Source organism: Promicromonospora sp. NPDC060204 (assembly GCF_042728455.1).
Lineage (GTDB): Bacteria > Actinomycetota > Actinomycetes > Actinomycetales > Cellulomonadaceae > Promicromonospora.
Genome location: NZ_JBHWZO010000016.1, coordinates 1 through 13,207 on the forward strand (window position 1 = coordinate 1; position 13,207 = coordinate 13,207).

The window sequence follows — 13,207 nt, forward strand, 5'->3', positions numbered from 1 at the left end:
GCTTGGAACCGGTTCCAAGCCACAAATACCCAGCACTCAACTTGCCGGCTGGCCGGGCCGGGTGCCCCGGGGGCGACGGCGTCGGCGGCGCCGTCCTACCCTGCCTGCATGGCAACCGACGACGTCCGCACGCTCACCGAGGCCAAGGCGGTCGCGGCCCTCGCCAACCCGGCGCGCTCGCGCCTGCTCGACTCGCTGACGGCCGAGGGGCCGGCCACGGCGTCGGTGCTCGCCGAGCGGACGGGGCTGGCCGTCGGGAGCATCAGCCACCACATGAAGGTGCTGGCCTCCGCCGCGCTCGTCGAGGAGGCGCCGGAGCTCGCGCGCGACCGGCGCGAACGCTGGTGGCGCCGGGCGGCGCGATCCATCACCTGGGGCCGGTCGACCCTGCCTCCGGACGCGGAGAGCCAGCGTCAGGCGGTGGCTGCCGAGGAGTTCATGCTGGCGCGTCAGGTCGAGCGCGCCCGCACCTGGCTGGAGCGCTCCGAGCAGGACGACGCGTGGAGCAGGGCCGAGCTCTCCACCGACAGCTGGCTGCGCCTGACCCCCGACGAGCTGCAGCAGCTGAGCGACGAGATCAACCAGGTGGTGGGGCGCTGGAAGGAGCGGGGGAGGGCGGCGGCGCCCGACGAGCAGGCCGAGCACGTGTTCCTCTTCGCGCGGGCGTTCCCGTCCCGCCCCTAACCTGCAAGACCCGTTGTACAAGACTCGTTGTAGATATACCCTACCGGCATGACCTCCGTCGTGCCCGCTGTCGAGCCAGCGCCCCTGTCCCGCAACCGGGCCTTCGGCCTGCTCTGGCTGGGGGAGGGCGTGAGCGTCGTGGGCAACGCGACGACCAGCGCCCTCCTGCCGCTGCTCGCGGTGACGCAGCTCGACGCCGGGCCGGCCTGGATGGGCCTGATCACCGCGGCGGCCTGGCTGCCCTGGCTCGTCATCGGGCTGCCGGTGGGCGCCTGGGTCGACCAGCTCCCGGCGCGGCCGGTGATGATCGCCGCGAACGTGGCCGCCGCGGTCTCGCTCGCGAGCGTGCCCGTGGCGTTCGCGCTCGGGATCCTCACCCTGACCCAGATCGCGGTGGTCGCCCTGGCGGGCGGCGTCTGCACCGTGTTCTTCCGCACGGCCTACCAGGTGTTCCTGCCCGAGGTGGTGCCCGCCGGCCAGCTCGAGGCGGCGAACGCGCGCCTCTTCGGCACCGAGTCCGCGGCGAACGTGGCGGGTCCCGGCCTCGGCGGGCTGCTGGCGCAGTGGCTGACGGCGGCGCTCGGGCTCGCGCTCGACGCGGCGACGTTCCTCTGGTCGGCGGTGTGCCTGTGGCGCATCCGGCCGGCGCGCGCCGTCGCCCCGCCGTCCGGCCCGGCCGAACCGCTGGTGGCGCGCATCCGGGAGGGCGTCGACCTGGTCCGCCGCGACCGCTACCTCCCGTGGTTCGTGGGCATGGGCGGCGCGTCGAACTTCGGGCTCACCGGTTACGGCGCGCTCCTGGTGCTGTTCCTGGTGCGCGATCTCGGGCTCACGGAGTCAGGGGTCGGCGCGGTGCTGGCGCTCGCGGGGGCCGGCGGGGTGCTCGGCGCCGTCGTCGCCCCGTTCCTGAGCGCGCGCCTCGGCAGCGGTCGGGCCTCCACCGTCCTGCTCGTGGTCTCCGGACCCACGGCCCTGCTGGTGGGCGCGGGCCTGCCGGGGTGGGGTGCGGCGATCAGTGGCGCCGGCGGGTTCCTGGTCGGCCTGTGCGTGGTCGCGGGCAACGTGATCCGCAACGCGTGGCGGCTGCGCTACGTGCCCGCCGGGCTGCGCGGACGCGTGATGACGGTGATGCAGGTGGTCAACTTCGGCACGATGCCGGTGGCCGGGATCGCCGCGGGCTGGCTCGGCGGGGTGCTCGGGGTCCGCGAGACGATCCTGCTCATGGCGGGGGTGCACTGCCTCGCCGCGTGGAGCGTGCTGGTCTCGCCGCTGGCGCGCCTCCGCGAGCTCCCGCCGGGCCAACTGGGCGGCTGACCGGCGCTGACGCGCACGCAAACGAACGCGGGGGTAGTTGCACTCTACGGACTCAGAGTGCAACCACCCCCGCGCTCGATCTTGACGCCGGGCCGGCCGGAGCGGCGTCAGGCGCCTGCCGGGACCTTTTCCGCCTGGGCGAGCTGGGTGGCGTCGTAGTCCACGCCGCCGCCGAGGCTCGGCATCATCGAGGTGAGCTGCGGCTTCCACTCGGCGTACTTCGCCGGGAAGCAGCGCTCCAGGAGGCCGGTCATGGCGGCGACGGCGGTCGAGGCGCCCGGAGAGGCGCCCAGCAGGCCGGCGATGGTGCCGTCCTGGGCCGCGACGACCTCGGTGCCGAACTCCAGCACGCCGCCCTTGCCCTTGACCCACTTGATGACCTGGACGCGCTGACCGGCGGTGATCTTCTCCCAGTCGGCGGGCTGCGCCGTCGGCATGAACCGCTGCAGCTCGTGGAACTTGGTCTCCGGCGCGGCGGCGACCTGGCCGACGAGGTAGCCGGTGAGGTCGAGGTTCTTCACGCCGGCGCCGAGCATCGAGAACACGTTGTGCACGCGCAGCGACGTGATCAGGCCCAGGTACTTGCCCTTCTTGAGGTACTTGGGGCTGAACCCGGCGTAGGGGCCGAACATGAGGTAGCTCTTGCCGTCCACGATGCGCGTGTCCAGGTGGGGCACGGACATCGGCGGGGCGCCGACGTCGGCCTTGCCGTAGACCTTCGCGTTGTGCTGGGCGACGAGCTCGGGGTTGGCGGTGCGCAGGAACTCGCCCGAGATCGGGAAGCCGCCGTAACCGCGAGCCTCCTTGATGCCCGAGGCCTGCAGCAGCGGCAGCGCGCCACCGCCGGCGCCGACGAAGACGAACTTCGCGGTGACGGTGCGGCGCCGGGTGCCGGCGTTCCAGGAGCGGTCGTTCAGGGTCAGGCGCCAGCGGCCGTCCCGCAGCTTCTTGAGCCCGCGCACCTCGTGGTTCACGTGCAGCTCGGTGTTGTGCGCGGTGGCGAAGCCGATCAGCTTCTTGGTGAGCGACCCGAAGTCGACGTCGGTGCCCGCGGCGGCGCGCGTGGCCGCGATGGGCTCGTCGGCGTCGCGGTCCAGGGTCATCAGCGGGGCCCACGAGCCGATCACGGCGGGGTCGGTGCTGAACTCCATGTCGCTGAACAGCGGGTGGACGCTGAGCGCCTCGTAGCGCCGGCGCAGGAAGTCCACGTTGTCGGCGCCGCGCACGAACGTCATGTGCGGCGTGACGTTGATGAAGTCGGTGCCCTCCATCAGACCGGCGGTGAGCAGGTGGTTCCAGAACTCGCGCGAGGTGTGGAACTGCTCGTTGATCTTCACCGCCTTGGAGATGTCGACGGAGCCGTCCTTGCGCTCCGGCGTGTAGTTCAGCTCGCAGAGCGCGGAGTGGCCGGTGCCCGCGTTGTTCCACGGGTTCGACGACTCGAGCGCGACCTCGTCGAGGCGCTCGTAGATCCCGACACGCCAGGTCGGCTCAAGGATCGTGAGCAGCGCGCCAAGGGTGGCACTCATGATCCCTCCGCCGATCAGCGCGACGTCGACCTCTTCGGAGGGACGCGGGGCTGTCTGGAGGTAAGAAGTCACGCTCAGAAAGATAGCGCGCTTGTGAAAAGCGGAACGAGCGCTGTGGCATGAATCACGTGATGTGTACCGTGACCTCGCTCACGGTATGGGCACGGCGCGCCCGGGGGACGGCGCCGCCCGCTCGGCGCGCGTCAGCGGACCGTCTGCGGCCCGAGCACCGACAGCAGCCGCAGCTTCTCGTGGCTCTCGCTGCCGGGCAGGGCCGTGTAGACGAGCAGCCGGTGCGACTGGTCCGGGTCGAGGAGGGACTGGCACGTCAGCTCCAGCGCCCCGACCTCCGGGTGCACGAAGTGCTTCACCTCGTGCGGGCGCACGCCGATCTCGTGGGCCGCCCAGACCTCGCGGAACTCCGCGCTGCGCTCCAGAAGGATCTCGGCGTACCGCGCGGCCCGGGAGCCCGGACCGCGGACGGTCGCGATCTCGCGCAGGCCCGAGGCGAACATCCGCGTCAGGAACGGGTGCTCCTGCGGCGCGTAGAGCGCCCGGGTGGCCGGGTCGGTGAACCAGCGGAAGCCGATGCTGCGCTCCGGCCCGGTGTAACCGGTCGTGTCCCTGGTCAGGGCCACGCCCATCGGCGTCTGCCGCAGGGTCTCGCCGAGCTCCGTGACGATCTCCGCGGGGGTGTCGTCGAGCCGGTCGAGGATGCGCAGCAGCCCGGGGCTGATGTGCTCGCTGGTGGTGCCGCGCACCGGCGGGTGGTGTCCGGCCAGCCGGAACAGGTGGTCGCGCTCGTCCAGCGACAGGTGCAGGCCCTGCGCGATCGACGCGATCATCTGCTCGGACGGGTGCGGCCCGCGCTCGCGCTCCAGCCGGGAGTAGTAGTCGGTCGACATGTTGCACAGCACGGCGACCTCCTCCCGCCGCAGCCCGCTGGTGCGGCGGCGCTGCCCCCGCGGCATCCCGACGTCCTCCGGCTGCAGCAGCTCGCGGCGTCGGCGCAGGAACTCCGCCAGCCCGGTGCGATCGATCACGGCTTCCCCTGTCTCGAGTACCGCTTCTTTGTACCCCTGGTCTTTCTACCGTGTGCCCGACGGCGGAGCCACGGCCCGCCGATCCCCCCGTACGCGGGGGACCCGTGACCTGGCGAGCCTGTGATCGGCAGGCCCTGGATAGGTCCGCGTCGTCCGCCCAGGATCGAGGCCGACGACGAACCGATCTCGACGAGCTGGTCTCGACGAGCTGATCTCGACCAACCCGAGGGAGACGTGCCCATGTCACGCACACCGATCGACATCACCGTGCCGAGCCTGGCCGGGAAGCGCGCGCTGGTCACCGGAGCGAGCGACGGGATGGGGCTGGGCATGGCGACCCGGCTGGCCGCGGCCGGTGCGGAGGTGGTCCTGCCCGTGCGCAACCCGCGCAAGGGCGAGGCGGCGGTCGCCACGATCCGGCGCACGGTGCCCGACGCGCGGCTCGTGCTGCGCACGCTCGACCTGTCCTCGCTGGAGTCCGTGGCGGCCCTGGGTGACACGCTGCGCGAGGAGGGCCGGCCGATCCACCTGATGATCAACAACGCGGGCGTCATGCGGCCGCCGAGCCGCCAGACCACCGCCGACGGGTTCGAGCTGCAGACGGGCACCAACCACCTGGGCCACTTCGCGCTGGTCGGCCATCTGCTGCCGCTGCTGCGCGACGGCGGCGCGCGCGTCACCTCGCAGGTCAGCGTCGCGGCCCGGCGCGGCAGCATCAACTGGGACGACCTGAACTGGGAGCGCTCGTACGACGGCATGCGCGCCTACGCCCAGTCCAAGATCGCGTTCGGGCTCTTCGGCCTGGAGCTGGAGCGCCGCAGCCGGGCCAACGGCTGGGGCATCACCAGCAACCTCTCCCACCCCGGCGTCGCGCCCACCAGCCTGCTGGCCGCGCGTCCCGAGCTCGGCCGGAGCACCGACACCCCCGCCGTCCGGCTGATCCGCGCGCTCTCGGCCCGCGGCATCCTGGTCGGCACCGTCGAGACCGCGAAGCTGCCGGCCCTCCTGGCCGCGACCGATCCCGCGGCCAAGCCCGGCGCCCTCTACGGGCCGAGCGGCCCCGGCAACCTCGGCGGCAGGCCCGCCGAGCAGGCGATGTACGCGCCGCTGCGCAGCGCCGAGGAGGCCGCGCGCGTCTGGGCGGCGTCCGAACGGCTCACGGGGGTCAGCTTCGCGGCCGCGGTGGGCGACAACTCGTGAGCCCCTCCGCACGGGTCAGACGCTCAGGTCACCGGGTGACCTGAGCGGCTGACACGTCGCTCTCGCTCAGCGGGCCGGGATCGCCGAGGGCCAGGGGCCGAGCTCGGGCAGGTCGCCCGGCAGCGGCGTCGCCGGGACGCGTCCGGCCAGCCAGGCGGTGACGTCGCGCGGGTCGCCCGCGACGTCGTCCACGGACACGCCGTCGGGCAGCCGGACCGCGAGGAACTCGCGGAGGTGGGCGATCAGCGCGTCGTCCCACGTCTCGTACCCGACCTCCTGCGCGGTGCCGGCCAGGGCGTCGACCGAGTGGATGCGCACCTCGCGCCACCAGGCGAGCAGGCAGCCCGACAGCGGCCCGCCGCGGTACCCGCTCGGGGCGTCCCACAGCGGCGAGCCCGGCTGCGGCCAGGCCTCGGCCAGGTTGTCGCGCAGCTCGCCGAGGACCGTCAGGTGCTCGGCGACCGTGCGCGCGGCGCCCGCCTCGATGCCGGCGGCGCGGGCCTCCGGGCTGGTGTAGACGGGCACGACCTCGCCGCGCTCGGCGGCCCGCGCCTGCCCGAGCATCGCCGTGGCCAGGCCCGCGACGTGCGCCAGCACGTGCCCGCGGGTCCAGCCGTCCAGGGTCGACGGCCCGGCGAGGTCGTCGGCGGTCAGCCGGCCGACGGCGGACAGGAGATCGTCCAGCCCCGCTGCCGCATCGGCACGGGCGTGGGCGATGAGGTCGGTGGTGGGCGCGGCGGTCGAGGTGGTGCTCATGGGGTGTCCCTTCGTCGGGGGTCGCTCGGGCGTGTCAGACGCACAGGTCACCCGAGGAGCCTGTACGTCTGACACGGGGGAGGGATGGGGTCAGGGCCAGAGCAGGCCGGTCGACCAGCCTTCGGCCGTCGCCCGGTACAGCAGCCGCGTGTGCGGGCCGTCGTCCGGCGCCTGCCAGAACTCGACCTCCGACGGCGCGAGGACGTACGCGGTCCAGTCCGGCGCGGCCAGTGCCGGGTCGGCGGTGACGGTGCGCAGCGCCTCGGCGAACGCCTCCCCGTACTCCTCCTGCGAGCCCAGCGGCTCGCTCTGGTGGTTCACCAGCCCCGCGGCGCGCGAGAGGTCCGGCCGCGCGAGGAAGTCCGCCCGGCTCGCCTCCGCCCCGGCCGACGCCGCCGTGCCCGTCACCTTGACCTGGCGCCCCAGCTCCGGCCAGAAGAACGTCAGCGCCGCGTTCGGGTTCGCCGCCAGGTCACGCCCCTTGGGGCCCGTGGACTGCGACGCGAACCACCACCCGTCCGCCGTCACGTCCTTGAGCACCAGCGTGCGGGCGTGCACCCGCCCCGCGGCGTCCGCCGTCGACAGCGTGGCCGCCTGCGGGGCCAGCAGGCCGCCGTCGATCGCCTGCTCGACCCACGTCACGAACAGCTCGTGCGGGGTGGGCGGTGCGGCCGCGGTGTCGAAGACCGGCAGCCCGGGCCGGGCAAAGGTGGGCAGCGCGCGCAGGCGCTCGCGGAACGTCACGGGTTCTCCTTCGGGGTGGGCCGGCCCGGGGTGGGCTGGTCCTGGTTCGGCGGGTCCTGGTTCGTCCGGTCCCGGTTCGGCGGGTCCTGCGTCAGCAGGCCGACGAAGCCGCGCACCGCGGCGTCGAGCGCGCCGGGATCCCGCGTGGCCCGGGCCAGGACGTACCCGCCCTGGATGATCGCGAGGGCGGCGTGCGCGCGGTCGCGGGCGACGTCGTCGGGCAGCCCGGTCTCGCGGAAGATCTGGGTCACGGCGCCGAGCAGCCGCACGAAGTAGGCGGTCACCACGTCGTGCAGGCCGTCGTCGTCCATCACCGCCTGGTCGGCGGTGAGGCGGCCGATCTTGCAGCCGGCCAGCGCCTCGCGCGGCCGTTCGAGGTAGGCGACGAGGCGTTCGACGGCGGGGGAGTCGCCGCCGAGCGTGCGCATCGCGCGCGTCAGCGCGTCGTCCACGGTGGCGCCGACGGCGGTCACGGCGAGGTCGTGCTTGGTGGGGAAGTGGTGGTACAGGCTGCCCTGCCCGACGCCGGACGCCGCCAGCACGGCGCGCGGGCTCGTGGGCCCGACCCCCTGGGCGGCGAAGAGGTCCTGCGCGGCGCCGACGAGCCGCTCACGTGCGGATGTGCTGCTGCTCATGGCTGCACCATACCTACCTCCAGGTATGGTGCCAACCGAATACCGCCGGTGAGGGTGCCGAGACCCGCTGTCAGAACAGGGTGAGCACGCCGAGCACGCCGACCGCCAGGGCCAGGGCGAGCGAGACCCCGATCAGCACGCTGTGCACGGTGAGGAACTTCGTTGCCCGGCCGTCGGCGTCGCGCGAGCGGGGGTCGGCGACGATGCGCTGCCAGAACCGCGGCCAGATGAGCAGGTTCCACAGCGCGGTGACGATGAGTACGACGGACCAGCCGACAGGAATATCCACCCGCCGATTATCCGCCGCCCCTGACGCGGCCCCGACGGCGACGGCGGGCAGGGGTCAGAAGTAGTCGCGGACGTGGAGCTGGCGGCCGGCGAACAGCGACGTGAGGACGGCGTCGTGGTCCGCCGGGCCGGTGAGGTGGCCCGCGATCCGCAGGTTCGCCGCCGACTGCGCGCCCGCGTACAGCAGCGCCAGGCCGTTCGGGCTGAGCACCGGCCGCTCGTGGTGCGCGTCGTCGAGGGCGACGGCGTCGCGCTCCACGTGCGTGACGCCGTCGGACACCGTGAGCGTCCACGCCCCCGCGAGATCCTCCGCGCCCCGGACGGCGAACGGCACCCGCGCACCCTCCAGCGGCGTCGCGAGCCCGCCGAGCGCACCGGCCACGTCCAGGACACGCAGCATGTAGGGGTGGGCGGAGTGGACGGTCGTGGCCAGGTCGGGCAGCACCAGCCACGCCGGATCCAGGCCCGACGTCGCGACACGCACCGTGCCGACCACCGTCGAGAAGCTGCCGAGGGTGCGCCACAGGGCTCGGGCGGCGTCCGGCGTCAGGGCGATGAGGTCGTCGATCTCCATCACCGTGGTGGCCGGCGTGTAGCCCTCGCCGCGCGTCCAGCTCGCGAAGCCGACCACCTCGCCCGCGGCGTCGAGAGCCAGCGTGACACCCGTGTAGTCGGCGAAGAACTTCTCCGGCGGCGTCCAGAACGGCTTCTCCGCCCGCGAGACCGGCCCGTTCTGCGCCGCGGCCCAGCGCCGGTGCACGGCGACGACGGCGTCGAAGTCGGCCGTCGTCGCCCGGCGGGTCAGCACGCCGGCGGGCGCCGGCACCCGGTTCAGGTTCTGCAGCGGCACGTCGACGTCGTCGAACGAGCCGACCACCTCGTAGCCCAGGCCGCGGTAGATGCCCGGCGCGGACGGGAAGAGCGTGGACAGGACGTCGCCCTGCTCGCGGGCCTCGTCGAGCGCGGCGCCGAACAGGCGCGCGAGATGCCCCGAACCGCGCCGCTCGGGCTCGACGGCGACCCCTGCCACGCCCGCCGTCGGCACGCGGGCGCCGTGGAACCACGACGTGAACCCGTAGACCCGCAGGCGGGCGGCCAGCCCGTCGCCGTCGAACGCGCCCCACTCCCGGAAGCCCGAGGCCGCCCACTCCTCGGCCGTCGGGACCGCGCGGCCCCCGGCGGGCGCGCCGAACGCCTCGCCGCCCAGCCGGGTGTAGTCGGGCTGGTCGGCGTACTCGATCCGGCGCACGGTGAGGGTCATGCAGGCGACCCTAGGCAACGGGTGAGGTGAGGGGCGAGCCAAAAGTCGGCCCGATTGACCTAGTCGCCGAAGTAGGCGACCTGGTCCTCCGCCGGGTGCGGGCGCAGCAGCGGCGTGCGCGTGACCTCCAGCGGTTCCGGCGTGAGCAGGCCCTGCAGCTCGGCGTCGGCCGTGCGGTTGCCGGGCGCGAGGCCATCGTCGGCCACGAGGTCGCGCTGGAACAGGACGGCGTCGCGCCAGGCGCCCAGCTTCCAGCCGATCTTCTCGAACGAGCCCGCGCGCTGGAACCCGACCGCCTCGTGCAGCGCGATCGCGGGGTCGTTCGGCAGCACGATGCTGGCGACGACGCGGTGGTAGCCGCGGCGCGCGAGCCGCGCCAGGAGCGCCTCGTACAGGGCGCGGCCGCCGCCCACGCGCTGGTGCTCGGTCGCGACGTAGACGTTGGTCTCGAGCGTCCAGCGGAACGTCGGGCGGTCCGCGAACGGCTTGGCGTAGGCGAAGCCCACGACCGTGCCGTGCGACTCCAGCACCAGCCACGTCTCGCGGCCGAAGAAGCGCTCGATGCGGCGCGTCATCTCGCGGGCGTCCGGCGGGCGGGTCTCGAACGTCGCCGCCGAGTCGGCGACGAAGGGGGCGTAGATGGCGGCGCAGGCTGCGGCGTCGTCGGGAGTCGCGACGCGGACGATGCTGTCCATGCACGGATCCTTTCGTGTTCCGCGCGGGCAGGATGATCGCAACACTGAATTGACGGCGACCCGCCGAGCGGGTAGATCAGCCGGGCTCGCCGGCGGGCGGCGCGTCCCCGAGCGCGGGCGCCAGGTCCTTCTGCAGCCGCACGACGTCGTGCCACCGGCCGTGCTTCCAGCCGATCTGGTGGAACGTGCCGACCACCTCGAACCCGAGGGCGGTGTGCAGGCCCAGGCTGGGCTCGTTCGGCAGGGCCAGGCCCGCCACCAGCCGGCGGAAGCCGCGCGCGGCAAGCCGGTCGAAGAGCGCCTCGTACAGCGCGCGGCCCGCGCCCGTCCGGCGTCGGCCCTGCTGGAGGTAGACGCTGGTCTCGGCCGACCAGCGGTAGGCCTCGCGCGGCGAGTAGGGCGCCGCGTACGCGAAGCCGACGACGTCGGACGTGCCCGCCTCCAGGGCGACGAGCCACGCGTGGCCGGCCGAGTAGCTCGCGATGCGCCGCGCCATCTCCTCGGCGTCCGGCGGCTCGGACTCGAAGCTGATGTGGGTCTCGCGCACGTAGTAGGCGTAGATGTCGGCGCACGCCGCGGCGTCGTCGGGGGTCGCGGGGCGGATCGTCAGGTCCATGGGGCGATCGTGCCGGATGTTCGGGCGTGCCCGGGACACGACAGCGGGCGCTGCCCCGGGCGAAATCCTGGCGACGGTCGGGGCGGATGTCGGTGGCCGGGCATAGCGTGAGCCCGTGACCACCCTCCAGAGACGAGTCCTCGTCGTCGCCGTCCTCGGCTCCTTCGTGTCGTTCCTCGACGGCACGGTGGTGAGCGTCGCCCTGCCGGCGATCGCCCACGAGCTCGCGGGTCCCGGCATGGAGGCGCTGCCGCTGCAGCAGTGGGTCGTGGACGCGTACCTGATCACGCTCGGTGCGCTGATGCTGGTGGCCGGCTCGATCTCCGACGTCTACGGCCGGCGCCGCGTGCTCGCGGCCGGGCTCGTGGGGTTCGCCCTCGCGTCCATCCTGTGCGCCGTCGCGCCGACCGGGCCCTTCCTCGTCCTCGCGCGCGCCCTCCAGGGGGTGGCCGGCGCCCTGCTGGTGCCGAGCTCCCTGGCGCTGATCATCGCGACGTTCAGCGGCGAGGCGCAGTCCCGCGCGATCGGCCGGTGGACCGCGCTGACCACGGGCGCGATGATCGTCGGCCCGTTCGTGGGCGGCATGCTGGTCGACTTCGCGTCCTGGCGCTGGGTGTTCTGGATCAACGTGCCCGTCATCGCCGTGACGCTCTGGCTCCTGCGCGGCGTCCCCGCAGCCGAGGGCGAGCCCGGCCGGCACATCGACGTGCCCGGTGCGTTGCTGGCGGCGCTCGGCCTCGCGGGCGTGGTGTTCGGGCTGATCGAGGGGGCGCGGCTCGGCTGGACGTCGGCTGTCATCCTCGTCTCGATCATCGGCGGCGCCGTGATGCTGGTGGCGTTCGTGCTCTACCAGCGGCGGGCGGCGGACCCGATGCTGCCGCTGCGCCTGTTCCAGGCGCGCAACTTCGCCTGGGGCAACCTGGCCACCACGGCGATCTACGGTGCGCTGTCGCTGGGCGGCTTCGTGCTCACCCTGTTCCTGCAGCAGGTCGCGGGGTACTCCGCCACCGCGTCCGGGGTGGCGCAGCTGCCGACGACGCTCGCGATGATCGCGCTGTCGGCCTGGTTCGGCACGCTCGCCGGCCGGTACGGGCCGCGGCTGTTCATGACCGTGGGCCCGATCGTGGCCGGCGTCGGCTACCTGCTGATGCTCTCGATGGACGAGTCCGCCAACTACCTCACGCAGGTCCTCCCGGGACAGCTCGTGTTCGGGCTGGGCCTCTCGATCACGGTGGCGCCGCTCACGGCCGCGATCCTGGGCGCCGTGCCGACGCACGACGCCGGCATCGGCTCCGCCGTGAACAACGCCGTGGCGCGGGTCGCGGGCCTGGTGACCGTGGCGTTCGCGGGGATCATCACGGGCGGCGTGCTCGACGTCGCGTCGTTCCACCGGGCGCTGCTGGTGACGGCGGGCCTGCTCGTGCTGGGCGGACTGCTGTCCTTCGTCGGGATCCGGAACGTGCGTGGAGTAGATCCCGACGCAAACCTGGTCAAAACCAGTTAGGTATGCCTAACCTCAGTACATGGCATTCAAGGGGCGCAAGGCCGTCGACCCGCACGTCGTGATGGCCGAGGTCGTCAGCACCAAGCAGGTCTCGCCGAACATGATGCGCGTGACCCTCGGCGGCGACGAGCTCGACCGGTTCACGCCCGCCGGCTACGACCAGTGGTTCCGCCTCTTCCTGCCGCGCGCCGGCCAGGACATGCTGCGCCTGCCCACGCGCACCTCCGGGCTCTGGTACGCCGAGTACCTCACCACGCCCAAGGCCCGCCGGCCGTGGGTGCGCAACTACACCGTCCGCGCGGCGCGCCCCGACCTGAACGAGATCGACGTCGACTTCGTGCTGCACGCGGGCGACGACGCCTCGGACGGCTCAGCGGGGCACGACGGCGGGCACGTCGACGGACATGCTGCCGGACACACAGCCGGCCCGGGGGCCGGCTTCGCCCAGGCCGCCGAGCAGGGCCTGCGCGTCGGCCTGCTCGACCAGGGCGTCGCCTACAACCCGCGGCACGACCACGACTGGACGCTCCTCGTCGCTGACGAGTCCGGCCTGCCCGCCGTCGCGGGCATCTGCGAGTCCCTGCCCGACGACGCGCGCGGCCTCGCCGTCGTCGAGGTACCCACGGCCGCGGACACCCAGGAGTTCCGCGCCCCGGCCGGCGTCGAGGTGCGCTGGGCGGTGCGGTCCGACGCCGACCCGCACGCCGTCCCGGGACAGGCGGCGCTCGCGGAGCTGTGCGCCCTGGACCTCACCGGGCACACCGGCGACGTGTACGCGTTCACGATCGGCGAGTCGGCGCTGGCCACGGGTGCGCGCCGGCACCTGGTGGGCGAGCGCGGAGTGCCCAAGGCGCACGTCGACTTCGTGGGCTACTGGCGCCACGGCCGCTCGTCCCCGAGCTGACGGCGGACCACCTCCCTGACTCGCCCCTCCAGGG

At 73.5% G+C, this 13,207-nt stretch carries 14 protein-coding genes; 5 read left to right on the forward strand and 9 right to left on the reverse strand.

Features of this window, described 5'->3' with window-relative positions:
- Positions 1 to 108: 108 nt before the first annotated feature.
- Both ACFWEJ_RS03815 and ACFWEJ_RS03820 read left to right on the forward strand, forming a co-directional pair.
- Complete coding sequence (locus ACFWEJ_RS03815) at positions 109 to 684, forward strand: ArsR/SmtB family transcription factor (protein WP_377227877.1); 576 nt, start codon at positions 109 to 111, stop codon at positions 682 to 684.
- A gap of 48 nt (positions 685 to 732) precedes the next feature.
- Positions 733 to 1,998 carry an MFS transporter gene (locus ACFWEJ_RS03820; RefSeq protein WP_377227878.1) on the forward strand — a complete coding sequence of 422 codons (1,266 nt, stop codon included), beginning with the start codon at positions 733 to 735 and terminating at the stop codon, positions 1,996 to 1,998.
- Between the two features lie 107 nt (positions 1,999 to 2,105).
- Here ACFWEJ_RS03820 and mqo read toward each other — a convergent pair whose 3' ends face one another.
- Entirely contained in the window at positions 2,106 to 3,599 is a 1,494-nt protein-coding gene (mqo, locus tag ACFWEJ_RS03825) for a malate dehydrogenase (quinone) (RefSeq protein ID WP_377227879.1), read from the reverse strand.
- Positions 3,600 to 3,730: 131 nt separating this feature from the next.
- Positions 3,731 to 4,570 carry a helix-turn-helix transcriptional regulator gene (locus ACFWEJ_RS03830; protein WP_377227880.1) on the reverse strand — a complete coding sequence of 280 codons (840 nt, stop codon included), beginning with the start codon at positions 4,568 to 4,570 and terminating at the stop codon, positions 3,731 to 3,733.
- 240 nt (positions 4,571 to 4,810) lie between these two features.
- Here ACFWEJ_RS03830 and ACFWEJ_RS03835 point away from each other — a divergent pair, with 240 nt between their 5' ends.
- Positions 4,811 to 5,770 (forward strand): SDR family oxidoreductase, encoded by a 960-nt coding sequence (locus ACFWEJ_RS03835; RefSeq protein WP_377227881.1) that lies wholly within the window; start codon positions 4,811 to 4,813, stop codon positions 5,768 to 5,770.
- A gap of 66 nt (positions 5,771 to 5,836) precedes the next feature.
- Here the strand turns inward: ACFWEJ_RS03835 and ACFWEJ_RS03840 are convergent, their stop codons facing one another.
- The 7 genes from ACFWEJ_RS03840 to ACFWEJ_RS03870 all read right to left on the reverse strand — a co-directional run bounded on the left by ACFWEJ_RS03840 (position 5,837) and on the right by ACFWEJ_RS03870 (position 10,765).
- Complete coding sequence (locus tag ACFWEJ_RS03840) at positions 5,837 to 6,526, reverse strand: maleylpyruvate isomerase family mycothiol-dependent enzyme (protein ID WP_377227882.1); 690 nt, start codon at positions 6,524 to 6,526, stop codon at positions 5,837 to 5,839.
- Between the two features lie 90 nt (positions 6,527 to 6,616).
- On the reverse strand, positions 6,617 to 7,270 hold the full coding sequence (locus tag ACFWEJ_RS03845; RefSeq protein ID WP_377227883.1) for a pyridoxal 5'-phosphate synthase: 654 nt from the start codon (positions 7,268 to 7,270) through the stop codon (positions 6,617 to 6,619).
- On the reverse strand, positions 7,267 to 7,905 hold the full coding sequence (locus ACFWEJ_RS03850) for a TetR/AcrR family transcriptional regulator (protein ID WP_377227884.1): 639 nt from the start codon (positions 7,903 to 7,905) through the stop codon (positions 7,267 to 7,269). Before ACFWEJ_RS03850 ends, ACFWEJ_RS03845 begins: the two co-directional genes overlap by 4 nt.
- Positions 7,906 to 7,975: 70 nt before the next feature.
- Entirely contained in the window at positions 7,976 to 8,194 is a 219-nt protein-coding gene (locus tag ACFWEJ_RS03855; protein ID WP_377227885.1) for an SCO4848 family membrane protein, read from the reverse strand.
- Positions 8,195 to 8,248: 54 nt separating this feature from the next.
- The gene (eis, locus tag ACFWEJ_RS03860; RefSeq protein WP_377227886.1) at positions 8,249 to 9,454 is read right to left on the reverse strand and encodes an enhanced intracellular survival protein Eis; all 1,206 of its coding nucleotides are present in this window, start codon (positions 9,452 to 9,454) and stop codon (positions 8,249 to 8,251) included.
- Between the two features lie 59 nt (positions 9,455 to 9,513).
- Positions 9,514 to 10,149 carry a GNAT family N-acetyltransferase gene (locus ACFWEJ_RS03865; protein ID WP_285108475.1) on the reverse strand — a complete coding sequence of 212 codons (636 nt, stop codon included), beginning with the start codon at positions 10,147 to 10,149 and terminating at the stop codon, positions 9,514 to 9,516.
- A gap of 76 nt (positions 10,150 to 10,225) precedes the next feature.
- Entirely contained in the window at positions 10,226 to 10,765 is a 540-nt protein-coding gene (locus tag ACFWEJ_RS03870) for a GNAT family N-acetyltransferase (RefSeq protein WP_377227887.1), read from the reverse strand.
- A gap of 115 nt (positions 10,766 to 10,880) precedes the next feature.
- Here ACFWEJ_RS03870 and ACFWEJ_RS03875 point away from each other — a divergent pair, with 115 nt between their 5' ends.
- Entirely contained in the window at positions 10,881 to 12,269 is a 1,389-nt protein-coding gene (locus ACFWEJ_RS03875; RefSeq protein ID WP_377227888.1) for an MFS transporter, read from the forward strand.
- A gap of 19 nt (positions 12,270 to 12,288) precedes the next feature.
- Positions 12,289 to 13,173, forward strand: a complete 885-nt coding sequence (locus ACFWEJ_RS03880) for a siderophore-interacting protein (protein ID WP_377227889.1) — start codon at positions 12,289 to 12,291, stop codon at positions 13,171 to 13,173.
- Positions 13,174 to 13,207 lie beyond the last annotated feature (34 nt).